We start from the raw sequence: 21347 nt of genomic DNA, 5'->3' as shown, positions 1-21347 counted from the left end.
CCGACGCGTCCACCGCTCCAACTCCGCCCGCTCGTCATCAGACAGCAGCAACGGCTCCAACTTGGGGCCCCGACGAGGAACTGACGCACCAGCAGTAGAAGTCATGCAACTTCTAACGATCAACTACTGGCGCAGGACACTAGTCCTCCGGCAGCTCGACGGGCGCGATCTCGTCGTAGACGTCGCCGGGACCGGGGTTGGTCGGGTCGGTCGTCCCGCCCAGCTGGTGCATGACGCCCCAGACGGCGTTCAGCGCGGTCTGCACGGCGCCCTCGGCCCAGCCGGCCGTCCAGGAGATGTCGTCGCCGGCGAGGAAGATGCCCCGCTTGTCCTCGGGCAGCGCGTCCTGCATGAAGTGGGTGAACAGGCGCCGCTGGTAGCGGTAGTGGCCGGGCAGGTTGGCCTTGAAGGCGCCCATGAAGTAGGGCTCGTTCTCCCAGGAGACGGTCACCGGGTTGCCGATGATGTGCTTCCTGATGTCGACCTTCGGGTAGATCTCGCCGAGCGACTTCAGCATGACCTCCATCCGCTCGTTCGCGGACAGCGGCAGCCACTTGAGGCTGTCGTCGCACCAAGTGTACGAGAGGCAGATGACGGCGGGCTTGTCCGGACCCTCGTCGAGCAGGTAAGTCCCGCGCGTCATACGGTCGGTGAGCGTCATCGACATGACGTCACGGCCCGTCGGATTTCCCCTGTCGTCGACGGCCTTGTCCAGCCAGAACGGCCGGTCGACGGGCACGAAGAGCTTGCTCGACTCCATATAGTGCGTGCGCTCCATCGCCGTCCAGTGGTCGATCGGGAAGAGCGAGTCGTCGCAGGCGATCTTCGAGAGCAGCAGCCAGGACTGGGCGGTGAAGATGGCCGCCTTGAACGTACGGATGTCACCGTTCGCGTCCGTCACGGTGATCCGGTTGCCGGACGTGCGGTTCAGGCGGGTCACGGCCGGGCGCGGAGTGCCGTCGTGCAGCTTGGCCAGCGAGGTCCCGTAGGCCCAGTGGACGATCTTCTCCGGCTCGCGCTCCCACAGGCGCAGCGGCAGCTGCTGGGAGCCGCCGACGATGCCGCGGTGGTGGTCGTCGGCCTCGGTGTAGACGACGCGCAGGATTTCGAGGATCGAGTTCGGGAAGTCGGTGTCCCAGCCGCCGGTGCCGAAGCCGACCTGGCCGAAGATCTCGCGGTGCCGGAAGGACTTGAAGGACTCCGACTCGCAGAGGAAGCCGTAGAAGGTCTGGTTGTCGAGCTTCTCGACGAGCTGGGACCAGATCTCGCGGATGCGCGGGACGTCGCGCTCGCGCATGGCCTGGTTCATGTCGGAGAAGTCGGCGCCCTCTTCGAGGCAGGCGTTCCAGGCGTTCATCACGTCGCGGTAGACCTGCGGCAGGTCGTCGACGGTGGTCGCGTAGTGCGACTCGCCCTTGAGGTCGACGACCGTCGAGGGCGTCGACTCGGCGAGCGGGTTGGGGAACGGCCGGGTCTGAAGGCCCACCAGGTCGATGTAGTGCTGGAGGGCGGTGGAGGACGGCGGGAAGCGCATCGCGCCCATCTCGGCGGTCAGCGAGGGGTCGCACCCCTCGAAGCCGACCGTGCGCAGCCGGCCGCCGATCTCGTCGGCCTCGTACACGACGGGCTTGAGGCCCATCTTCATCAGCTCGTACGCGGCCACGATGCCGGACAGACCGCCGCCGATGACCGCGACCTCGGTGCCGTGCTCGGTCGCGGGTATCTGGCCGAGGCCCGCGGGGTGCGCGAGGAAATCGTCGTACGCGTAGGGGAAGTCCGGACCGAACATGGTGATCGGCGGCTGCTGCACGTCGGCGTGCTGGACGGCGTTGGGCACCGTGGACGTCATGGGGTACGGACTCCTTGCGCGAAAGCTTTGAGGGGAAGGCTGGGGTTAGATCAGGGACCCGTAGAGGCCGGGGCGGCGGTCCTTCAGATACGGGTTCGCCTCGCGCGAGGCCGCGAGGAGGGCGGGGTCGGCGTCGGCGAGGACCAGTTCCTCGCCGCGCCCTGCGCGGGCGCGGGCGACCCCGTCGGGCCCGGCCAGCGTGGAGAGCCCGACGAACTCGAACTCCCCTTCAGGGCCGGTGCGGTTGACGTAGGCGACGTACATCTGGTTCTCGAAGGCGCGCACCGGGACGACCGACTCGGCGACGAACTGGAAGGGGTGCATCTGCGCGGTCGGCACGAGCAGCAGGTCGGTGTCGGCGAGGGCGTGCGCGCGGACGTTCTCCGGGAACTCGACGTCGTAGCAGATCATGAGGCCGACACGCAGTCCGCCGAGCTCGGCCTGGACGACCGGCTGCTCACCGGGAGTGAAGTGGTCGCGCTCGAAGCAGCCGAAGAGGTGGGTCTTGCGGTAATTCGCGAGACGGATGCCCTCGGCGGAGATCAGCTGCGCGGAGTTGTACACCTGCTCGCCGGCGCGCTCGGGGTAGCCGTAGGCGACGGCCACGCCGTGCCGGGTGGCGATCTCGGCGATCGCGGCAGCGGAGTCGCCGTCGGCGGGCTCGGCGAGGCGGGCGATGTCGTCGCCGATGGCGTACCCGGTCAGGAACATCTCCGGCGCCACCACAAGCCCGGCGCCCGCGACGGCGGCGCGGCCCGCGGCCTCGTCGAGCACCTTGAGGTTCTCGACGGTCGAGCCGGGGCGTCCGGAGCTCTGGAGCAGGGCGGTGCGCATGCGTTTCCTCACCGGTACGGAGGGTTTGGGGGGCCAGTTAGACGGTACGGTCGCGGGGCTCGGCCGGGCAAGAAGGAGCCGTTGCGCGCCACTGGACGGATCGTTGCGTGCGACGGATGCTCGGCGGCGATTCGTTGCGCGCCCTGGTCGTAGCCCGGATCCCCCTTGAGGCGCAGGTCACAGGCATGGGCCCCGCCGAACGGCGGAGGGAGGTGACATCCGCGGCACGATGTGGCCCGAGGGCGGCGACGCGACAGTGGTGACTGTCCATTTCACCAAGCAGAAAGGACCGTCATGAGCCGCCTTTTACCCGTCGTACGAAGGTCATCGCGCTCGGCGCCGCCGTACTCCTCTGTGCCGGGGCGGCCGGATCCGCCGTCGCGTCCGGCGCCCGACCGCAGGAGAAACGGGAGGCCGCCGCGCTCACCGGCACCGCCAAGCTGTACCGGTCCGCCGGGGACGACATCACGTTCTCCTTCGACGCGCACCTGGCGGCGAAGGACAACGACGACCCGATGAAGGCCACCGGCACCTTCCGGTGGAGCCACTACGCGGACGGCGACGGCGCCTGGGCGAAGGCCAAGGTGGACTGCCTGCTCACCGGCGGCAAGGTCGCCGTCGTCTCCGGAGTGATCACCGACTCCGACCTGCCCGGCGCGAAGGGCAAGCGGGTCGGCGTCACGGTCCACGATCTCGGCCACCACGACCGGCTGGGCTACAGCTGGGCGTCGGTCGGCAACCCGGTGGAGACCAAGGACCTGCCGAAATGCGTGAGCTCGGCGCCCTTCGAGAAGGTGAAGCAGGGCACGGGCGACTACACGGTCGTGCCCTGGCAGCCGAAGTTCTAGGTGTATTGATCACGAGCGTTGTTGACACTGGTCGGGTCTGTCCGGCGCAGCACGCCGCAGACGGGGGGCCGGACAGGCCCTAGCCGAGCCGGAACGTCGTGAGCACCGCCGCGTGGTCCGAGGGCCAGTCGTTGCCCTCCACGTCGGGCCACGCGCGCGGGGCGCCGGTGACGACGGTGCGGGAGTCGAGCACCCGCAGGCCGCGGTGCAGGACGTAGTCGATCCGGTCCTGCGGTTCGGGCCGCCCGCTGCCGTCCTCGTGCTCGACATGGATCGGCGACCAGGTGTGCCCCGGCTCCCGTAGAGGGTCCGGGTGGGCCTCGCGGTAGGAGTCCCGCAGGCCCGCCTCCGCGGCGGCCTTCGTCACGGGCCACTCGACGTCGGGCCAGTCCAGGTGCGAGGGGGCGTTGAAGTCACCGACGAGGACGACCGGCGTGGCGTCGTCGGCCGAGTCGGCGATCCGCCGCAGGATCTCCCGCATCTGACCGAGCCGCACCGCCTCGTGCGCGACCAGCTCGGCCGCCGGGAGTCCGTCGAAGCGGGCCTCGTAGGGGCCGTACGGCGTGTAGTCGAGGTGGGCGCTCCAGACGTCCACTTCCTGGCCGCCGTCCAGCAGGATCCGCGCCCCGGTCCCCCCGTAGAACCCGACGTCCGGGTCGCCGAGGCGGGCGGTGATCGGGTACCGGCTGATGATGCCGAGGTTCTCGCCGGCCCGGTGGTGGTGCCAGCCGAGCGCGACGGCGAGTTCCTCGGCCGAGTCGCCGTACGTCTCCTGGAGGCCGACCACGTCCGCGCCCGTCTCGGCGATGACCTTGAGCTGCTTCTCCCGGTGATCGTCGACCTTGGTGCCGCCGTACCAGAGGTTCCAGCTCATCACCCGCAGCTCGGGGGGCGCGACCATGGCCCGCAGCCGGGCCGGGGTCACCTCCTCCAGGCTGGCGAGGACGGTGCGGCCGGCGGCGGGGGCGATCGGTGCGAGGGAGGGCACCGCGAGCACGGCGCAGCCCGCCGACTCGGCGGAGGTGACGCCGGTCTGGGTGTCCTCGACGGCGACGCACGCGGCGGGGTCGACACCGAGGGCGCGGCAGGCGGCGAGGTAGGGGTCGGGGGCGGGCTTGGTGCGCTCGGTGTCGTCGGCGGTGACGGAGACGGCGAAGCGAGCGGCGCCGAGGGCTTCGAGCACCGTGTCGGCGACCGCGCGCGGTGACGCGGTCACGAGGGCGGTGGGGACGCCGTCGCGGGCCAGGGCGTCCAGCAGTTCGTTCGCTCCGGGGCGGGGCACGATGCCCGTGCGGACGCGGTCCGCGAACTCCCGGTGCAGCTCGGCGGCGGTCTCCTGCGCCGAGGCGCCCGTGATCCCGGCCAGCCATCCGGCGGTGTGCTCGACGGGCCTCCCGAGCACCTCCGGCTGGTCGGCCCCGGTCAGCGCGTGCCCGAGTCCGCCGGCCACCTGCTCCACCGCCTCCCACCACAGCCGCTCGGTGTCCACGAGCGTGCCGTCCATGTCGAACAGGACGGCTTGGAGGAGGAGTTGGGGGGTGGTGCGGTGGGTCACGGGGCTCTCTTTCGTCGAGTGGGGGGAGCGGGTGCGGAGGTCAGTGCGCGCGCTCGGCGACCAGCACCGGCCGCTCCGGCAGGCTCACCGTCACGGCGGCACCCGATACGAGCGTCGCGGCCTCGTGCGTGGGCAGGTCGGCCTTGGCCTCGGTGCCGTCGGCGAGCCGCACGGTGACCCGCGTGGCCGCCCCGAGGAACGCGGTGGCCACGACCCGCGCGTCACCGGCGTCGTCCGCCCGCACCCGCACCGCCTCGGGCCGCACGAGCACATCCACCTCCGCCGCGGCGGGCGCGTCGCCGTCCACCGGCAGCCGCTGACCGAGCACCTCGACCGTCTCGCCCTCCAGCCGCCCCGGGATCCGGCTCATCGTGCCGACGAACTCGGCGACGAAGGGGGTGGCGGGACGCCCGTACAACTCGGCGGGCGCCGCGCACTGTTCGAGCTTCCCGGACCGCATGACCGCGACCCGGTCCGCCATGGACAGCGCCTCTTCCTGATCGTGCGTCACGAAGAGGGTGGTGATGCCCAGTTCCTGCTGGAGGCGGCGAATCTCCTCGCGGAGCGTCAGCCGCACCTTGGCGTCGAGCGCGGAGAGCGGTTCGTCGAGCAGCAGCACGCGGGGCCGTAGTGCGAGCGCGCGGGCCAGTGCGACACGCTGCTGCTGGCCGCCGGAGAGCTGGTGCGGGAAGCGCTCGCCCTTGTCGGCGAGACCCACGAGGTCGAGCAACTCGGCTGCCCGTGACCGCCGTTCGGACGTACGCACCTTGCGCATCCGCAGTCCGAAGGCCACGTTGTCGAGCGCGCTCAGATGCGGGAAGAGGCTGTACGACTGGAAGACCATCCCGGCGTCGCGGCGGTGCGCCGGGACCCGTGTGACGTCCTCGCCGTCGACCAGCACCTCGCCCGCGTCGGGGTGTTCGAATCCGGCGAGCATGCGCAGCGCGGTGGTCTTGCCGCAGCCGGAAGGCCCGAGGAGGGCGAGGAGTTCACCGGGCTGGACGGTGAGGTCGAGTCCGTCGAGGGCGACGGTGGGGCCGAACTCCCGTCGCAGCCCCCGGAATTCAACGGTGGCGGCCTTTTCGAGCGTAGCGACAGTCATGGTTCATCCCCGGGAGGCGGAAGCGGTACGGGAGCGTCCGCCGAAGACGGCGAGCGCGAGGAGCAGTGCCCAGGTGACGAGAAGGCTGAGCACGGAGACGGCGACGGACAGCTGGGCCTGCGAGCCGCCGACGCTGTAGATCCACACGGCGAACGGCTGGAAGCCGAGCAGCTGGGCGACCGTGAATTCGCCGAGGACCAGCGCCAGCGTGAGGAAGGAGGCGTTGAGCAGGGCGCCGCGCAGATTGGGCAGGACGACCCGGACCAGGGCCTGCGGCCAGCCCGCGCCACAGCTGCGGGCGGCCTCGACGAGGGTGCGTACGTCGATCGCGCGCAGCCCCGCGTCCAGCGCCCGGTAGACGAACGGCAGCGCCATCACGACGTACGCGAGAACGAGTACGAAAGGGAAGTCGGGGTTCTGGATGGCCACGAACGTCTGGAACAGCGGGGTGCGGGAGAGGTGTTCGGGGCCCCACTTCAGGACGGTGGCGATTCCGGCGACGAACGCGATCGGCGGGACGACGAGCGGCAGCGAGCACACCACCTCCACGACCGGCCGCAGCCGGGGTGCGCCGAGTCGCAGTACGACCATGGCCGGCACCATCAGGAGGAGCACCACGGCGATGGTGGCGGCGGCCAGTTCCAGCGAGAGCAGCAGGCTGGAGACGAAGCCGTCGGTGGAGACGATCTGGCTGTACGCGTCGAAGGTGACGCCCTGCCCGGGCACGTCGACCGTGAAGATGACGGACGCGGCCAGCGGCACCAGGAAGTACAACCCGGCGAGGGCGAGGACGACCCAGCGCCACAGGTTCAGGCGAGCCATCGCGCACTCCGTCGTTGCAGGGGCAGGTAGACGGCCATGACCAGGCCCGCGATGAGGACCATGTCGAGGCTGAGAGCGAGCGCCACGTTCTCCTGGCCGACCAGGACGTTGCCGGAGATGGCGTCGGCGATCTGCAGGGTGACCAGCGGGACCGCGCTGCCCACCATGGCCGCGGCGGTGGCGTACGCGGCGAAGGCGCTGCCGAAGAGGAGCACCAGACCGCCGAGCAGTGAGGGCGCGAGCACGGGCAGGGCGACGTGCCGCCAGTACTGCACAGAGGTCGCGCCGTTGTTCTGGGCGGCCTCGCGCCACTGGGAGCGCAGTCCGTCGAGGGCGGGCGTGATGGTGAGGACCATCAGCGGGATCAGGAAATACAGGTAGACGATGACCAGACCCCAGAAGCTGTAGAGGTTCCAGCCCTTGTCCGCCAGGCCCAAGTGCCGTGTGAGCACACCGGAGTTGCCGAGGGTGGCGACGAAGGCGAAGGCCAGCGGGACGCCGCCGAAGTTGGCGAGGACACCGGAGGCGGTGAGCACGGCCTCGCGCAGGGCGCGGAAGCGGGAGGTCACCACGGCCTGGGCGAGCGGCAGTCCGAGGAGGGTCGCGATCCCCGCGGACACGGCGGACAGCTTGACGCTGCCGATCAGGGCGGTGAGGTAGGCGCCCTTGAGCGAGCCGGTCAGGTTGGCCGCGGTGTACGAGGTGGCGCCGGTGGCCTGGTCCTTGACGGTGAAGGCGCCGTTCAGCATGGCCAGGGCGGGGATTCCGAAGGCGATCGCCACGAAGACCAGCAGCGGCAGGACGGCGAGCCAGCCGGGGGCGCGGCGCCGCCGCTGCCGTTGATCGGCAACGGCGGGCGCCACGTCGGCCCCGGCCTCGGTGAGGACGGTGGTCATCCGGAGACGGCCTTGCCCCAGCCCTGGGCGAGCACGGTCTTCGCCTTGCTCTGCTGGGCCTCGGTCGGGAAGCTCGGCGTGCCCGAGACCGCGGGAAGCTTGGCGGCGGCGGTCTTGTCGAGCGTGCCCGCCTTCTGCATCGCGGTCATCAGGGCCGGACGCGCGTACCCCTTGAGCCAGAGGTTCTGGCCCTCGGGACTGTAGAGGTACTCCTGCCACAGGCGGGCGGCCGCCGGGTGCGAGGCATCCTTGTTGATCGCCTGGGAGTAGTACTGGGAGAACTGGCCGTCCGAGGGGACCGTGACCTTCCAGTCGACGCCCTTGGACTTGAACTCGTCGGCGTACCCGGCGTTCAGGTAGTCCCAGTCGATGCTGATCGGCGTCTCGCCCTTCTCGACGGTGGCCGGGGTGGACTCGACGGGCGTGTAGTTGCCGTTCTTCTTGAGCTTGGCGAAGAAGTCGAGGCCGGGCTGGATGTCGTCGAAGGAGCCGCCGCCGGCCAGCGAGGCCGCGTACACGCCGCCGAAGGCCGAACCGGACTTGGTGGGGTTGCCGTTGAGGGCGACCTGGCCCTTGTACTGCGGCTTGAGCAGGTCCTTGAAGGTCGTGGGGCACTGCTTGACCTTCTTGGCGTCGCAGCCGATGGAGATGTAGCCGCCGTAGTCGTTGTACCAGCGGCCCTCCGTGTCCTTCTGACCCTGGGGGATGTCACCGAAGGCGCTCACCTTGTACGGAGCGAGCAGGCCCTGCTGGGCGGCGCTCAGCGCGAAGGAGCTGCCCAGGTCCAGGACGTCGGGCGCGCGGTCCTGGCCCTTGCGCGACGTCACGGCGTTGATCTCGTCCTGGCTGGAGCCGTCCGGGTTCTCGACCTCGACCTTGATGCCGTACTTCTTCTTGAAGCCGTCGATGAGGGCGCCGTAGTTGGCCCAGTCGCGGGGCAGCGCGATCGCGTGCAGCGTGCCCTCCTTCTTGGCGGCCTTGACCAGGGCGTCGAGTCCGCCGAAGTCCGCGGCCGAGGTCGCGGTGGCCGCGCTCTTGCCGTTGGCGGTGGTCGCCTTGTCGTCGGGAGCGGCGCCACAGGCGCTCAGGGCGAGTGCGGCGGCGACGGCGAGGCCGCCGGTGAGGACGGCGGTCCTCGGCAGGAACACGGTCACGGTCTCTCCAGGAGTACGCACGAGGGTGAAGTGGAGCGAAGAACTTGTCTGAACAAGTTGGCCCCAGTAGGCCCGGCAATGGTGTCCGGTTCGTAAACTTTGGCGAAACCGTAACCCCTGATTCCCTGCACAATCCCGGCCCGCGACGATCACGTTCAGATCTCGATTAGGCTGATCACGCTGTGCACAGCAGTCGGATCAGAGGGGAAGCATGGCGGCGCGACACGAGGAGATCGCCGACGAGCTGCGGCGGGCGATCGACCGCGAGGAGTACACGGTGGGCAGTCTGCTGCCCGCGGAGACGGATCTCGCGACCCACTACGGCGTCTCGCGCGGCACCGTCCGCCAGGCCGTCGCGGCACTGACCGCCGAGGGGCTCATCGGTTCACGCCAGGGCGCCCGCCGCGTGGTGCTGGCCAGCCGCCGCAGCCAGAGTTTCGCCGAACTGCGCAGCTTCGCCCAGTGGGCGCGCGCGATGGGGCGCGAGGCGACGGGGCATGTGGTGACCCAGGAGTACCGTCCGGCGACCGCGGAGGACGCCGTACGGCTCCAACTTCGCGAAAAGGCCAGGGTGTTGCAGGTCCTGCGCGTCCGCGGCCTGGACGGCGAACCGGTCCTCCTCGAGCGGACGGTGTACGCGGACTGGATCGCCCCGGCCGTCGAGGCGATCGAGCCGGAGTGCCCCTCGGTCACCCAGCGCCTCTTCGACGACACCGGCCTGGTCTTCGCCTACGGCGAGCACGTCATCGACGCGGTCGCGGCGGGCGCCCAGGACGCCGACCTCCTCGGCGTACGCCGCACCAGCCCGCTCCTGCGCGTCCGCCGCGTCACCACGACACGCGAAGGGCGCCCGGTGGAGTGGTCCGACGACCGCTACCGCTCGGACGCCGTGAGCTTCAGCGTGCACAACTCGATAGGGAACAACGCGCTGGCGAGAAAGACGGCGGAGTAACGGCGCCCCTACGTGGGCGACCCGGACGAAAACCGCCGCAGCAGCGGTGAGAGGACGAGCACGGACTTCGTCCGCTCCACGAACGGCTCCCCGGCGATCCGCTCGAGGACCCGCTCGAAATGCCGCATGTCCGAGGCGAAGACCTGCACCACCGCGTCCGCGTCCCCGGTCACGGTCGACGCGGCCACGACCTCCTGATACCGCTCAAGACCCCGCCGGATGGTCTCCGGCGAGGTGTTGTGCCGGCAGTAGATCTCGACGAACCCCTCGGTCTCCCAGCCGAGCGCCGCCGGGTCCACCCGGACGGTGAACCCGGTAATGGCACCGGTGGCCCGCAGCCGGTCCACCCGTCGCTTCACGGCGGGCGCGGACAGGCCGACGAGTTGCCCGATGTCGGCGTAGGAGCGGCGGGCATCCTCGGCGAGGGCGTGCACGATGCGTTCGTCGAGATCGTTCAGCACTGCGGGTGATTCACTTTTCTGCGAGTGGTTCTACGGTTGCTCGGCGACGGGTTCCACGGTCGCCATACGTGACCGGCGATAGCCGTAACTGAAGTAGAACACGAGCCCGACGGCCATCCAGACTCCGAAGACCACCCAGGTGACGGCGGAGAGGCTGTTCATCATCCACACGCACAGCGCGAACCCGATCGCGGGCAGCACGGGCGACAGCGGAACGCGGAAGGTGCGCCGCATGTCCGGGCGCGTCCGGCGCAGCACCACGACGGCGATGTTGACCAGCGCGAAGGCGAAGAGCGTACCGATGCTGGTGGCGTCGGCGAGCTGACCGAGCGGGATCGCTGCGGCGAGGACACCGCAGAACAGCGAGACGATCACCGTGTTGGCCCGGGGCGTACCCGTCTTCGGGTGGACGCGCGCGAAGACCTTGGGCACGAGCCCGTCACGGGACATCGCGAACAGGATGCGGGTCTGCCCGTACAGCACGGTCAGGACCACACTCGCGATGGCGATGACGGCGCAGGCGGCCAGCAGCGTGCCCCAGAAGGACTGCCCGGTGACGTTCTTCATGATCTCGGCGAGCGCGGCCTCCGAGTCGTTGAACCGCTTCCAGGGCTTGGCACCGACGGCTACGGCGGCGACGACGACGTACAGCGCGGTCACGATGACCAGCGAGAGCATGATCGCGCGCGGCAGGTCACGCTGCGCGTTCTTGGCCTCCTCGCCGGCCGTGGAGGCGGCGTCGAAGCCGATGTAGGAGAAGAAGAGCGTGGCACCGGCGGCGCTGACGCCCGCCATGCCGAGCGGCATGAAGTGCTCGTAGTTGCCGGAGCGGAAGCCCTGGATACCGATGGCACAGAACAGCACCAGCGCGGCGATCTTCACGGCCACCATGATCGTGTTGGCGCGAGCGGACTCCTTGGCGCCGCCGAGCAGGAACGCCATCGCGAGCAGCACGACGATCAGCGCGGGCAGGTTGAAGATGCCTCCGTCACCGGGCGGCGCGGACAGCGCGTCCGGGATGGTGATGCCGATCGTGCCGTCGAGCAGCTCGTTAAGGTACTCGCCCCAGCCGACCGCGACGGCGGCGACCGAAACGCCGTACTCCAGGACCAGACACCAGCCGCAGATCCAGGCGATCAGTTCGCCCATCGTTGCGTACGCATACGAGTATGAGGACCCGGCAACCGGAATGGTGCCCGCCAGTTCGGCGTACGAGAGGGCGGAGAAGAGGGCTGTGAGACCGGCGATCACGAAGGACAGGGTGACCGCGGGACCGGCCTTGGGGACGGCCTGGCCGAGGACGACGAAGATGCCGGTGCCGAGCGTGGCACCGATGCTGATCATGGTGAGCTGCCACAGCCCGAGGGAGCGGCGAAGCGCGCCTCCCTCACCCTGGCCACCCTCGGCGACCAGGCGTTCTACGGGCTTGCGACGCATGAGACGCGCGCCTATGCCCGGGGACGGCGGGGCGGAAGTGGTGCGGGACTGCGGGGGTGCGCCTTGGTCGAGCACGCGCTGGCTCCTTCATCGCTGCCGGTCGGGACGGCGGGGACCGGCGGCACCCCTGCGAGCAGGAACCCACCGAGCGGGGTCCCCGCCACGCCTCTGTACAGCGCTTGACCCTACGAGTCCGACCTTCACGGGCGTAATGCAGCAACCTTGCGCATCTCCGCAAGATCGTTGCGTTCATCGCATCCCGGCGCATGTTCGTTGCGCGGGGCCTTTCGATGGTTGCGCGAGGCGCCTTTCAGGGGGTTCGCGCGGTTCCGGAAGCCGGCTGCATCGACACCTCGTCAGGTCTGTTTCACCCCCTTCGGCTTCACCCCCCGCAGCGCCTCGCGGAGAAGGTCGCCGCCGTCGACGTGCTCTCCGACGGGCATTCGGCGGCGCTGCCGTACGAACGGTGCGAGCGTTCCTGACGGTGCTCCGCCAGGGCCACCCGCACGCCCCGCTCCTGGTCGTCTCCCCCGCCGTACGCCCCGACGCGGACACGACCCCGAACCGCTTCGGCGCCACGCTGACGCACCTGCGCGAGGCGGCGGAGCGGGCCGCGCACGACGTACGCCCGCTTCCCGGAGGTGAACTCCTGGACGTGGCGCGCCTGGTGGACGGTGTGCACCCCGGAGACGAGGGGCACGCGCTGCTGGCTGAGGCGGTGGTGCGGGCGCTACGACCGCTCCGTTGAGCGCTCCTCCGGATCCCCCGCCACGGCCCGGGCCCGCGCCACGTCCGTCTCGTCGAACCCCATCTGCCCGGGCCGCCCGTACGCCGCTGCCTGCGCGTCGATCCAGCGGGTGTGGGCCTCCCACGCGGCCTGCTTGCTGGTGCCGAGGGCGGCGCCGATCTGGGACCAGGAGGCCCCGGACTCGCGAGCCGAGCGCACCGTGAGCTGACGGCCGTACGCCGCCTTGCGGGCGACCACCTCGCTCAGCGCGAGCAGCTCCAGCAGCCCGGCCCGGTCGAGCGCCTCGGCCTCGCTCCCGGCCCCGGCGAGCGACTCCCGCACCCGCAGTTCGTCCAGGCGGGCCACGGCGGTCAGCAGGGTGTACTGCGGCTCGATGCTCTGCGGTGTCGTCATGACCTCAGCGTCGCGTCAAGCAGCCTTGACGTCAAGAGGGCCTGACGATACGCGTACGGCCCCTGTTCCCGGCGGCGGGAACAGGGGCCGTAGGCAGGAGAGCGCGTCAGCTCCAGCTGGCGTGCAGCGGCTTGCCCTCGGCGTAGCCGGCCGCGCTCTGGATGCCGACGATCGCGTTCTCGGCGAACTCCTCGAGGGAGTTGGCACCCGCGTAGGTGCACGAGGAGCGGACGCCCGCGATGATCGAGTCGATCAGGTCCTCGACGCCCGGGCGGGAGGGGTCGAGGAACATCCGCGAGGTGGAGATGCCCTCCTCGAACAGCGCCTTGCGGGCACGGTCGTACGCCGACTCGTCGCTGGTCCGGTTCTTGACCGCACGGGCCGAGGCCATGCCGTAGGACTCCTTGTACGGGCGCCCGTTGGCGTCCTGGTGGAGGTCGCCCGGAGACTCGTACGTACCGGCGAACCAGGAGCCGATCATGACGTTGGACGCACCGGCGGCCAGCGCCATCGCGACGTCGCGCGGGTGGCGTACGCCGCCGTCGGCCCAGACGTGCTTGCCGTACTTCTTCGCCTCGGCGGCGCACTCCAGGACGGCGGAGAACTGCGGCCGGCCGACGCCGGTCATCATGCGGGTGGTGCACATGGCGCCGGGGCCGACACCGACCTTGATGATGTCCGCGCCGGCGTCGATCAGGTCCTTGACACCCTCGGCGGCGACAATGTTGCCCGCGACGATCGGGACCTGCGGGTCGAGCGCGCGCACCGTCCTGACGGCGCTGATCATCGACTCCTGATGGCCGTGCGCCGTGTCGATGACGAGCGTGTCGACGCCCGCGTCGAGCAGCTGCTTGGCCTTGCCCGCCACATCGCCGTTGATGCCGACGGCGGCGGCGATGCGCAGCCTGCCGCCCGCGTCGGTGGCGGGCGTGTAGAGCGTGGCGCGCAGGGCGCCCTTGCGGGTGAGGATGCCCGCGAGCTTGCCGCCCGCGTCCACGGCGGGGGCGTAACGGCGGTTGGCGTGGTCGAGCTTGTGGAAGGCCTCGCGCGGGTCGATGTCCGCGTCGAGCAGCAGCAGGTCCCGGGACATGACCTCGGACAGCTGCGTGAAGCGGTCCACGCCGTTCAGGTCGGCGTCGGTGACCACGCCGACCGGACGGCCGTCCTCGTCCACGACGACGCCCGCGTTGTGCGCGCGCTTGGGCAGCAGCGCCAGCGCGTCGGCGACGGTCTGGTGGGGGGCGAGGACGATCGGGGTGTCGAGCACCAGGTGGCGTCCCTTGACCCAGGAGATGACCTCGGTGACGACCTCGATCGGAATGTCCTGCGGGATGACGACGAGGCCACCGCGGCGGGCGACGGTCTCGGCCATCCGGCGGCCCGCGATGGCGGTCATGTTGGCGACGACGAGCGGGATGGTGGTGCCCGTGCCGTCCGGGGCGGTGAGGTCCACGCCCTGACGCGAGCCGACCGCGGAGCGGCTGGGCACCATGAAGACGTCGTCGTACGTCAGGTCGTACGCGGGCTGGATGTCATTGAGGAAACGCACGTGCTGCACATCCCAGTCGTTCGAGGTGACCCCCGGACAGGTCAGCCAGGGGGAAGAGCACGTACTTCATTGTCCCATGTCGGCCGGTATGCGTTGCCCGCACAGATCATCCAGGCTGGTCAGCGGGCAGTTGGTCGGATCCTCCAAGGGTGAGGACGACCGAGAGGACGGCGTCGAACTGCTGGTAGTGCCCGGAGGCCGACTCCAGGACCTCCTGGGCGATCTCCCACTCGTCGGGCCGCGCCTTCGCGTATTGCCGCCAGCCGCTCACCACGAGCAGTCTGCCCGGGCTCGCGGGCCCCCAGTCGGGGTCGCCCAGGGAGTCCGCGAGCGCGTCCCAGTTCCGCCCGAACCACTCCGGCAGGTCCAGGGCGCGCACACAGCGGGCCATGAAGCCGGCCTTGTCCGAGACACCGGTGAGGTCCAGGACGGTGAACTGCCATCCGGCCGCGCGGCACACCTGCGCGAGAGGACCGTGGCTCATCTCAGCACCGCCTTGAACGACTTGTAGTGATCATCGGTGTAGTAGATCTCACCGCTCTGCCCGGTGACAATGCGCCGGGCGCCCCGGTCCCGCTCACCTGGGGTTTTGACCGTGTACTCGTGGTAGTAGCCGCGCTGGTGCCGCGGCAGCAGCCGCTCGAAGTTGCCGAAGACGACGCCGTCCTTGGCGTAGGGGAAGGGGCCGCCCCGGTCGACGAGGGCGAGGGTCCGCCGTGCCTCGGCGGGCAGCTGGGCCGCCTTGACGGTGCCCATGCCCTGCGCCCAGCCGGGCGCGGTGGACGAGGTGGAGACGCTGTCGGTCGCGGAAGAGCACCCCGTCAGCAGAACGCTCAAGCAGAGGAACAGGCCCGCGAACACACGGGGGACGGACCGCAGCAGCATGACGCCGATGCTGCCACGGCCATCCGCTCCCGGCGCGCCATTGGGCCCGGAGGGGCCCGGAAAGGAAGCCATGGAACTGGGCCCGCGGCCCCGAAGAGCCACAGACCATCCGCCCGCAGCCCGCGGGCGGTCCCAGACCATCCGCCCGCAGCCCCGAGCGGTCACGGCCCGTCCGCCCGCAGCCCCGAAGAGCCACAGACCGTCCGCCCGCGGCCCCGAGCGGTCACAGACCGTCCGCCCGCAGCCCCCGAGCGGTCACGGCCCGTCCGGATCCGCCCTGTTGAGTGCCGGGCGGGGCGTCGGCCCCGCCGTCATGAGCACGTCCGCGGCCGACGTGTCCGTCACCAGGCTGGTGACGAGCCCCGACCGCAGCACCGCGTCGATGGCGGCCGCCTTGCGCTGACCGCCCGCGATGGCGACGACCTCGGGGATGCGGCGCAGCCGGTCGGCCTCGACCGTGATGCAGCGCTCGCCCAGGTCACGCCCGACTCGTCGGCCCTCGGCGTCGAAGAGGTGCGCGGACATCTCCGCGGCGACGCCGAGGGACGCGTAGTGGGCGCGTTCCTCGTCGCTGAGCATGTCGTGCACCGTGGAGATGCCGGGCTCCCAGGAGCCGATGGAGACGCAGGCGACCGTGACCTTGTCGAAGTACTCGAAGGCCCGGGCGATCCCGGTCTGATTGCGCAGCGCGGCCGCGGTGGCCGCGTCCGGCAGCAGCATCGGCGCGTAGATGGGGTGGGCGTCGCCCCCGGACACCTGGGCCGCCCGCCGCACCGCCTCCACCGAACCGCGCTCGGCGGTCCCGGCGTCGTACACACCCGTCAGCTGCACCACCGTGCACGGCGGGAGCCGGTCGAGCGCGGCCGCCATGTTGATGGTGGAGCGGCCCCAGGCCAGACCCAGCACATCGCCCTCGTTGACCAGCTCACCGAGCAGGTCGGCGGCGACCTCGCCGAGATTCTCGGGGTCGGGCGACTCCTCCGCATCGGCCGGGGACTCCACCACGACGGCGTGCCTGAGGCCGTAGCGGGCGCGCAGCGCGTCGGAGCGCTCCGCGTCCAGCTCGGCGGGGACGCGGATCTCGATCCTCACCAGATCCCGTTCGAGAGCGGTCTCCAGGACCCGGGCCACCTTGAAGCGGCTGACGCCGAACTCCTCGGCGATCTGGATCTTGGATTTGCCCTCGAGGTAGAAGCGGCGGGCCATGGCCGCCGCCTGCACCAGCTCAGCGGGTCCCATCCGCATGGCTGACCGGCCCGCCGACATACCCGACACGGCGATCTCCTCACTGCTGTTCACACTCTGGATTCGCCGTTCATCCTCGCAGATCCGGCGTACTTGATCAGCCCTGCTGGGCGCCGTTCACGTTCCCTTGGCTCAGTGGTCGCACGCCCATGCCGCGTGGGCGGTCACCGCCTCGGCCTGGGTGCGCAATGCACGTACCGCCTGGGCCGGGTCCGCCGCCCCGTACACGGCCGATCCGGCGACGAAGACGTCGGCTCCCGCCTCCGCGCACCGCTCGATGGTGGACGCCGACACACCGCCGTCGACCTGGAGCCACAGTTCGAGGCCGTGCTTGCTGATCAACTCGCGGGTGCGGCGGATCTTCGGAAGCATGATGTCGAGGAACGACTGGCCGCCGAAACCTGGCTCCACCGTCATGATCAGCAGCATGTCGAGTTCGGGAAGCAGGTCCTCGTACGGCTCGATGGGGGTCGCGGGCTTGAGCGCCATGGCGGCACGGGCGCCCTTGGCCCGGATTTCGCGCGCGAGCCGCACCGGCGCGGCGGCCGCCTCCGCATGGAAGGTGACGGAACCGGCACCCGCTTCGACGTACTGCGGCGCCCATCGATCGGCGTCCTCGATCATCAGATGGCAGTCCAGCGGCGTGTCCGTCGCTCGGGCCAGGCTCTCTACGACCGGCACACCGAGCGTGAGGTTCGGTACGAAGTGGTTGTCCATGACGTCGACATGGAGCCAGTCGGCGCCTTCCACCGCCTTTGCCTCCTCGGCAAGACGGGCGAAGTCGGCGGACAGGATGCTGGGGTTGATCTGCACGGCCATGCCCCAAGCCTGCCATGCCCCGGGCCGGTTGCTCTCCTCGGTCCAGACCTGGGCCGTTCTGCGGATGTCATACGACGGCCCGGCATGCCATGCTGGGCGGCCGACCGGCTCCAGACGCGGCTACGGGGGTGGCCATGACGGACGGGAAAGAGCGCCCTGTGGGCCAGGGACTCATCGGATTCCTGTGCGGGCGGCGCAGCAAGTGGCTGATCGTCGGCCTGTGGCTGGTGGCGCTCGTGGTGGCGGCACCGCTCGCCTCGAAGCTCACCGACGCCCAGGACAACGACGCGGCCTCCTGGCTGCCCGGGTCGGCCGAGTCCACCCAAGTCCTCGACACATCCGGCACGTTCAGGCCGGAACAGATCCCCGTGGTCGTCGTCTACGCCCGTGCGGGCGGACTGACCGCCCAGGACAAGCAGGCGATCGCCCAGGACGTCCAGCAGATCAAGGGACTCACGGCGCACGGCGTGCGCGGCGACGAGACGCGCGGCCCGGTCTACAACAACCCGACCGCGCCCGAGGCCGCCCAGATCCATGTGCCGATCACGATGGACGAGAAGGGCTGGGAGGAGATCGCGCCCGCCGTCGACTCCCTCCGTGACCAGGTCGGCAAGGGCAGCGGCGGGCTCGGCGTGCACATCACGGGCCCGGGCGGCACCTCCGCCGACTTCTCCAAGGCCTTCGAAGGCATCGACTCGACGCTGCTGTTGTCAGCAATGGGCGTCGTGATCGTGATGCTGCTGCTCACCTACCGAAGCCTGACCCTGATCTTCGTGCCGCTGATCGGTGTGGTCGCCGCGCTGTTCACGGCCCAGGCGCTGATCTATCTCCTCGCGCAACACGCGGGCCTGACCGTCAACGGGCAGAGCGCTGGCATCCTCACCGTCCTCGTCTTCGGCGCGGGCACGGACTACGCGCTGCTCCTGGTCGCCCGCTACCGAGAGGAACTGCGCCGCCACGAGGACCGCCACGAGGCGATGGCCCTCGCCCTCAATCGCGCGGGCCCAGCCGTACTCGCGTCCGGCGCCACGGTCGTCCTGAGCATGCTGGTGCTGCTCGCCGCCGAGATGAACTCGACGCGGGGCCTCGGCCCGGTGGCGGCCATCGGCGTGGCGGTCGCGCTGCTCGCCATGCTCACGCTCTTCCCGGCGCTGCTGCTGGTCTTCGGCCGCTGGATCTTCTGGCCGGCGATCCCGCACTTCGGCTCGGCCGACCCGACCGCGAGCGGCGTCTGGGCCCGCATGGGCCGCCGTATCGCCCGCCGCCCCCGCGCCGTCTGGGCCGCCACCGCGCTCGCCCTGGCCGCCCTCTCCTTCGGCCTCCTCCAACTGCACGCCAACGGGATCAGCAACGCGGACGCCTTCACCGGCAAGCCGGACTCGATCACCGGCCAGCAGATCTCCGAGCGGTACTTCCCGGCGGGCAGCGGCGATCCGCTGGTCATCGTCGCGGACCAGACCAAGGGCGACCAGGTCCGCGCCGCGGTGGCCGGTACGAAGGGTGTGGTGCCCGCCAGCATCACCGTGCCGCCGGGCACGAAACCCTCGTACGACGGCAAGGTGCTCTTCGAGGCGACGATGACCGCCCCGGCGGACAGCGACGCCGCGAAACAGACGGTCCAGCGCGTACGGGAGGCGGCGCACGCCGTGCCCGACGCGGACGCCCGGGTGGGCGGCGGGACCGCGGCCCTGCTCGACATGGACGCGGCGACCACCCACGACAACATCCTGATCATCCCGGCGGTCCTGCTGGTCGTCCTGCTGATCCTGGGCGCGCTGCTACGGGCTCTGGTGGCCCCGCTGCTGCTGATCGGCACGGTGGTGCTGTCCTTCGCGGCGGCACTCGGCGCCAGCGCGCTCGCCTTCCGGCACATCTTCGACTACGCGGGCGAGCAAACCGACTTCCCGCTGTTCGTCTTCGTGTTCCTGGTCGCCCTCGGCATCGACTACAACATCTTCCTGACCACCCGTATCCGCGAGGAGGCGGCCCACCAGGGCACCCGCGCGGGCGTGGTGACGGGCCTGGCGGCGACGGGCGCGGTGATCACCTCCGCCGGCCTGGTGCTGGCCGGCACCTTCGCCGCCCTCGGCACCCTCCCGATGGTCGCCTTCGCCGAGATCGGCTTCGCGGTGGCGCTGGGCGTCCTGCTCGACACCTTCGTGGTGCGCTCGATCCTGGTGACGTCGCTGTTCCTCGACATCGGGCCGAAGGTGTGGTGGCCGCACCGCCTCTCGCACGAGGACGGGTCGGCACGGCCTCCGGTGGCGTCCGCGGCACCTGAACCCGCGTCACGCCCCGACTAGATCACGCGGTGCGCCGGATGAGCGCCAGATACATGGCGTCCGTGCCATGCAGATGCGGCCACAGCTGTACGTCGGGGCCGTCGCCCAGCGCAGGCACGTCCGGCAGGAGAGGGTGGGCGTCGAGCAGCTCGGCGGAGCCACCGTCGTAGTGCTTGAGCACGTCGTCGACGACCGCGCGGGTCTCGGCGAGATGCGGCGAGCAGGTCGCATACCCGACGATGCCACCGACCCGTACGGAGTCGAGTGCCGTGCGCAGCAGTCCCCGCTGGAGCGGCGCGAAGCCTTCCAGGTCCTCGGGGCGGCGCCGCCAACGCGCCTCCGGACGGCGGCGCAGCGCGCCGAGCCCCGTGCAGGGCACGTCCATGAGCACCCGGTCGAAGGTGCCGGGCCGCCACGGCGGACGGGTCCCATCGGCCGCGATCACCTGATACGGCCCGGGATTCCCGGCGAGCGCCTTCGCCACCAGTCCCGCCCGGTGCGGCTGCTTCTCGGAGGCGAGCAGCACGGCCCCGCGCTGGGCGGCGAGTCCGGCGAGCATGGCAGCCTTGCCGCCGGGTCCGGCGCAGCCGTCCAGCCAGGCCTTGTCGGGCCCGTCGAGCGGCGCGTTCGCGAGGGCGAGCGCGACCAGCTGGCTGCCCTCGTCCTGGACGCCCGCACGGCCCTCGCGTACGGCGTCGATGGCGCCCGGCTCACCGCCTTCGCTGAGCCGCACGGCGTACGGCGACCAGCGGCCCGGCAGCGCGGACTCGTCCCCGATCACATCGAGGAGTTCATCGGCACTCGACCGCCCGGGCCTGGCGACGAGCGTCACCTCCGGCCGCTCGTTGTCGGCCTCCAGCAGATCCTCGATCCCGGCACGGCCGCCGCCCAGCGAGTCCCACAGCGCGGAGACGATCCAGCGCGGGTGCGAGTGCACGACGGCGAGATGCTCCTCGGGGTCCTCGTCGTAGGGCGGCGCGACCTGCTCCAGCCAAGCGTCGAGGTCCTGCCGCGCGACCTTGCGCAGCACGGCGTTGACGAACTTGGCCCGTCCGTCGCCGAGCACAACACGGGCGAGCTCGACGGAGGCGGAGACGGCGGCATGGGTCGGAATGCGCGTCCCGAGCAGCTGGTGCGCGCCGAGGTTGAGCACGTCGAGAACGGGCGGATCGACTTCCCTGAGCGGCCGGTCGACACAGGCGGCGATGACGGCGTCATACGTCCCCTGCCGGCGCAGCGTCCCGTACACCAGCTCGGTCGCCAGCGCCGCGTCCCGCCCGTCGAAGTCGCCCTTCTCGCGCGCCTTGCGCAGCAGCGGCGGCAGGACGAGGTTCGCGTACGCGTCCCGCTCGTCCACGGCCCGCAGCGCCTCGAAGGCGAGCATACGGACCGGGTCCTTCTGGGGACGGCGATAGGGCTTGCCGGGCTTACCCGCCCGACGGGACTGCTCACTCACGAAAAAGGTGCTCCGGATCCTGGATGGGTCAACCAGTCCAGCGTACGTCGGAAAGCGTTT

General features: G+C 70.7%; 20 protein-coding genes. 4 read left to right on the top strand and 16 right to left on the bottom strand.

Annotated elements, in window-relative coordinates; all coding sequences use genetic code 11:
• Nucleotides 1-139: 139 nt before the first annotated feature.
• Both AB0D27_RS34240 and AB0D27_RS34235 read right to left on the bottom strand, forming a co-directional pair.
• On the bottom strand, nt 140-1849 hold the full coding sequence (locus AB0D27_RS34240) for an NAD(P)/FAD-dependent oxidoreductase (protein WP_362516408.1): 1710 nt from the start codon (nt 1847-1849) through the stop codon (nt 140-142).
• Nucleotides 1850-1894: 45 nt separating this feature from the next.
• Entirely contained in the window at nt 1895-2683 is a 789-nt protein-coding gene (locus tag AB0D27_RS34235; protein ID WP_362516407.1) for a carbon-nitrogen hydrolase family protein, read from the bottom strand.
• A 269-nt stretch (nt 2684-2952) separates the two neighbouring features.
• On the opposite strand from AB0D27_RS34235, the gene AB0D27_RS34230 reads away from it, so the two are divergent.
• A complete protein-coding gene (locus tag AB0D27_RS34230; protein ID WP_362516412.1) occupies nt 2953-3531 on the top strand; it encodes a Repetin in 579 nt (192 codons plus the stop codon).
• Nucleotides 3532-3610: 79 nt separating this feature from the next.
• Here AB0D27_RS34230 and AB0D27_RS34225 read toward each other — a convergent pair whose 3' ends face one another.
• Genes AB0D27_RS34225 through AB0D27_RS34205 form a run of 5 tightly spaced genes read right to left on the bottom strand, consistent with a single transcriptional unit; the run spans nt 3611 to nt 9060 of the window.
• Nucleotides 3611-5086, bottom strand: coding sequence for an HAD-IA family hydrolase (locus AB0D27_RS34225; RefSeq protein WP_362516405.1), 1476 nt, complete (start codon nt 5084-5086; stop codon nt 3611-3613).
• 40 nt (nt 5087-5126) lie between these two features.
• Nucleotides 5127-6188 (bottom strand): ABC transporter ATP-binding protein, encoded by a 1062-nt coding sequence (locus AB0D27_RS34220; RefSeq protein ID WP_362516403.1) that lies wholly within the window; start codon nt 6186-6188, stop codon nt 5127-5129.
• A 3-nt stretch (nt 6189-6191) separates the two neighbouring features.
• Nucleotides 6192-7010: an ABC transporter permease subunit gene (locus AB0D27_RS34215; protein WP_362516401.1), complete on the bottom strand. Its 819-nt coding sequence runs from the start codon at nt 7008-7010 to the stop codon at nt 6192-6194.
• A complete protein-coding gene (locus tag AB0D27_RS34210) occupies nt 6998-7906 on the bottom strand; it encodes an ABC transporter permease subunit (protein WP_362516399.1) in 909 nt (302 codons plus the stop codon). Before AB0D27_RS34210 ends, AB0D27_RS34215 begins: the two co-directional genes overlap by 13 nt.
• Nucleotides 7903-9060, bottom strand: a complete 1158-nt coding sequence (locus AB0D27_RS34205) for an extracellular solute-binding protein (protein ID WP_362516397.1) — start codon at nt 9058-9060, stop codon at nt 7903-7905. Before AB0D27_RS34205 ends, AB0D27_RS34210 begins: the two co-directional genes overlap by 4 nt.
• 211 nt (nt 9061-9271) lie before the next feature.
• Between AB0D27_RS34205 and AB0D27_RS34200 the strand changes: the two genes are divergently transcribed.
• Entirely contained in the window at nt 9272-10012 is a 741-nt protein-coding gene (locus AB0D27_RS34200) for a GntR family transcriptional regulator (protein WP_362516396.1), read from the top strand.
• 8 nt (nt 10013-10020) lie between these two features.
• Here AB0D27_RS34200 and AB0D27_RS34195 read toward each other — a convergent pair whose 3' ends face one another.
• Together AB0D27_RS34195 and AB0D27_RS34190 are read right to left on the bottom strand one after the other, a co-directional pair.
• The gene (locus tag AB0D27_RS34195) at nt 10021-10473 is read right to left on the bottom strand and encodes an Lrp/AsnC family transcriptional regulator (RefSeq protein ID WP_155054451.1); all 453 of its coding nucleotides are present in this window, start codon (nt 10471-10473) and stop codon (nt 10021-10023) included.
• A gap of 30 nt (nt 10474-10503) precedes the next feature.
• Entirely contained in the window at nt 10504-11985 is a 1482-nt protein-coding gene (locus AB0D27_RS34190; protein ID WP_362516394.1) for an amino acid permease, read from the bottom strand.
• Nucleotides 11986-12376: 391 nt separating this feature from the next.
• Here AB0D27_RS34190 and AB0D27_RS34185 point away from each other — a divergent pair, with 391 nt between their 5' ends.
• Nucleotides 12377-12658, top strand: coding sequence for a hypothetical protein (locus AB0D27_RS34185; RefSeq protein WP_362516392.1), 282 nt, complete (start codon nt 12377-12379; stop codon nt 12656-12658).
• On the opposite strand, the gene AB0D27_RS34180 is transcribed toward AB0D27_RS34185, so the two are convergent.
• From AB0D27_RS34180 to rpe, 6 genes are all read right to left on the bottom strand, one after another.
• On the bottom strand, nt 12641-13051 hold the full coding sequence (locus AB0D27_RS34180) for a hypothetical protein (protein ID WP_362516391.1): 411 nt from the start codon (nt 13049-13051) through the stop codon (nt 12641-12643). The genes AB0D27_RS34185 and AB0D27_RS34180 overlap by 18 nt on opposite strands.
• Before the next feature lie 106 nt (nt 13052-13157).
• Nucleotides 13158-14600, bottom strand: coding sequence for a GuaB1 family IMP dehydrogenase-related protein (locus AB0D27_RS34175; protein ID WP_362516389.1), 1443 nt, complete (start codon nt 14598-14600; stop codon nt 13158-13160).
• Nucleotides 14601-14706: 106 nt separating this feature from the next.
• On the bottom strand, nt 14707-15084 hold the full coding sequence (locus tag AB0D27_RS34170) for a barstar family protein (RefSeq protein ID WP_362516387.1): 378 nt from the start codon (nt 15082-15084) through the stop codon (nt 14707-14709).
• A complete protein-coding gene (locus tag AB0D27_RS34165; protein ID WP_362516385.1) occupies nt 15081-15485 on the bottom strand; it encodes a ribonuclease in 405 nt (134 codons plus the stop codon). The genes AB0D27_RS34170 and AB0D27_RS34165 overlap by 4 nt, the downstream gene beginning before the upstream one ends.
• A 255-nt stretch (nt 15486-15740) precedes the next feature.
• Nucleotides 15741-16784 (bottom strand): sugar-binding domain-containing protein, encoded by a 1044-nt coding sequence (locus tag AB0D27_RS34160; RefSeq protein ID WP_362516383.1) that lies wholly within the window; start codon nt 16782-16784, stop codon nt 15741-15743.
• 78 nt (nt 16785-16862) lie between these two features.
• Nucleotides 16863-17549: a ribulose-phosphate 3-epimerase gene (gene rpe / locus AB0D27_RS34155; RefSeq protein ID WP_362516381.1), complete on the bottom strand. Its 687-nt coding sequence runs from the start codon at nt 17547-17549 to the stop codon at nt 16863-16865.
• Nucleotides 17550-17683: 134 nt separating this feature from the next.
• Between rpe and AB0D27_RS34150 the strand changes: the two genes are divergently transcribed.
• Nucleotides 17684-19852 (top strand): MMPL family transporter, encoded by a 2169-nt coding sequence (locus AB0D27_RS34150; protein ID WP_362516380.1) that lies wholly within the window; start codon nt 17684-17686, stop codon nt 19850-19852.
• Between the two features lies 1 nt (nt 19853).
• On the opposite strand, the gene AB0D27_RS34145 is transcribed toward AB0D27_RS34150, so the two are convergent.
• Nucleotides 19854-21287: a transcription antitermination factor NusB gene (locus tag AB0D27_RS34145; RefSeq protein ID WP_362516378.1), complete on the bottom strand. Its 1434-nt coding sequence runs from the start codon at nt 21285-21287 to the stop codon at nt 19854-19856.
• Between the last annotated feature and the right edge of the window lie 60 nt (nt 21288-21347).

Origin of the sequence: Streptomyces sp. NPDC048415, from assembly GCF_040651675.1 — a bacterium.
GTDB lineage: Bacteria > Actinomycetota > Actinomycetes > Streptomycetales > Streptomycetaceae > Streptomyces.
The sequence above is the reverse complement of the archived record's forward strand: the minus strand, read 5'-3'. Positions and strand labels throughout refer to the sequence as shown.

Bases quoted from the DNA above. Each gene is read 5' to 3' on its own strand.
- AB0D27_RS34150 (WP_362516380.1), top strand. From the start codon at position 17,684: ATGACGGACGGGAAAGAGCGCCCTGTGGGCCAGGGACTCATCGGATTC.
- AB0D27_RS34180 (WP_362516391.1), bottom strand. From the start codon at position 13,051: ATGACGACACCGCAGAGCATCGAGCCGCAGTACACCCTGCTGACCGCC.
- rpe (WP_362516381.1), bottom strand. From the start codon at position 17,549: ATGGCCGTGCAGATCAACCCCAGCATCCTGTCCGCCGACTTCGCCCGT.
- AB0D27_RS34235 (WP_362516407.1), bottom strand. From the start codon at position 2,683: ATGCGCACCGCCCTGCTCCAGAGCTCCGGACGCCCCGGCTCGACCGTC.
- AB0D27_RS34240 (WP_362516408.1), bottom strand. From the start codon at position 1,849: ATGACGTCCACGGTGCCCAACGCCGTCCAGCACGCCGACGTGCAGCAG.
- AB0D27_RS34220 (WP_362516403.1), bottom strand. From the start codon at position 6,188: ATGACTGTCGCTACGCTCGAAAAGGCCGCCACCGTTGAATTCCGGGGG.
- AB0D27_RS34200 (WP_362516396.1), top strand. From the start codon at position 9,272: ATGGCGGCGCGACACGAGGAGATCGCCGACGAGCTGCGGCGGGCGATC.
- AB0D27_RS34165 (WP_362516385.1), bottom strand. From the start codon at position 15,485: ATGCTGCTGCGGTCCGTCCCCCGTGTGTTCGCGGGCCTGTTCCTCTGC.
- AB0D27_RS34210 (WP_362516399.1), bottom strand. From the start codon at position 7,906: ATGACCACCGTCCTCACCGAGGCCGGGGCCGACGTGGCGCCCGCCGTT.
- AB0D27_RS34215 (WP_362516401.1), bottom strand. From the start codon at position 7,010: ATGGCTCGCCTGAACCTGTGGCGCTGGGTCGTCCTCGCCCTCGCCGGG.
- AB0D27_RS34170 (WP_362516387.1), bottom strand. From the start codon at position 15,084: ATGAGCCACGGTCCTCTCGCGCAGGTGTGCCGCGCGGCCGGATGGCAG.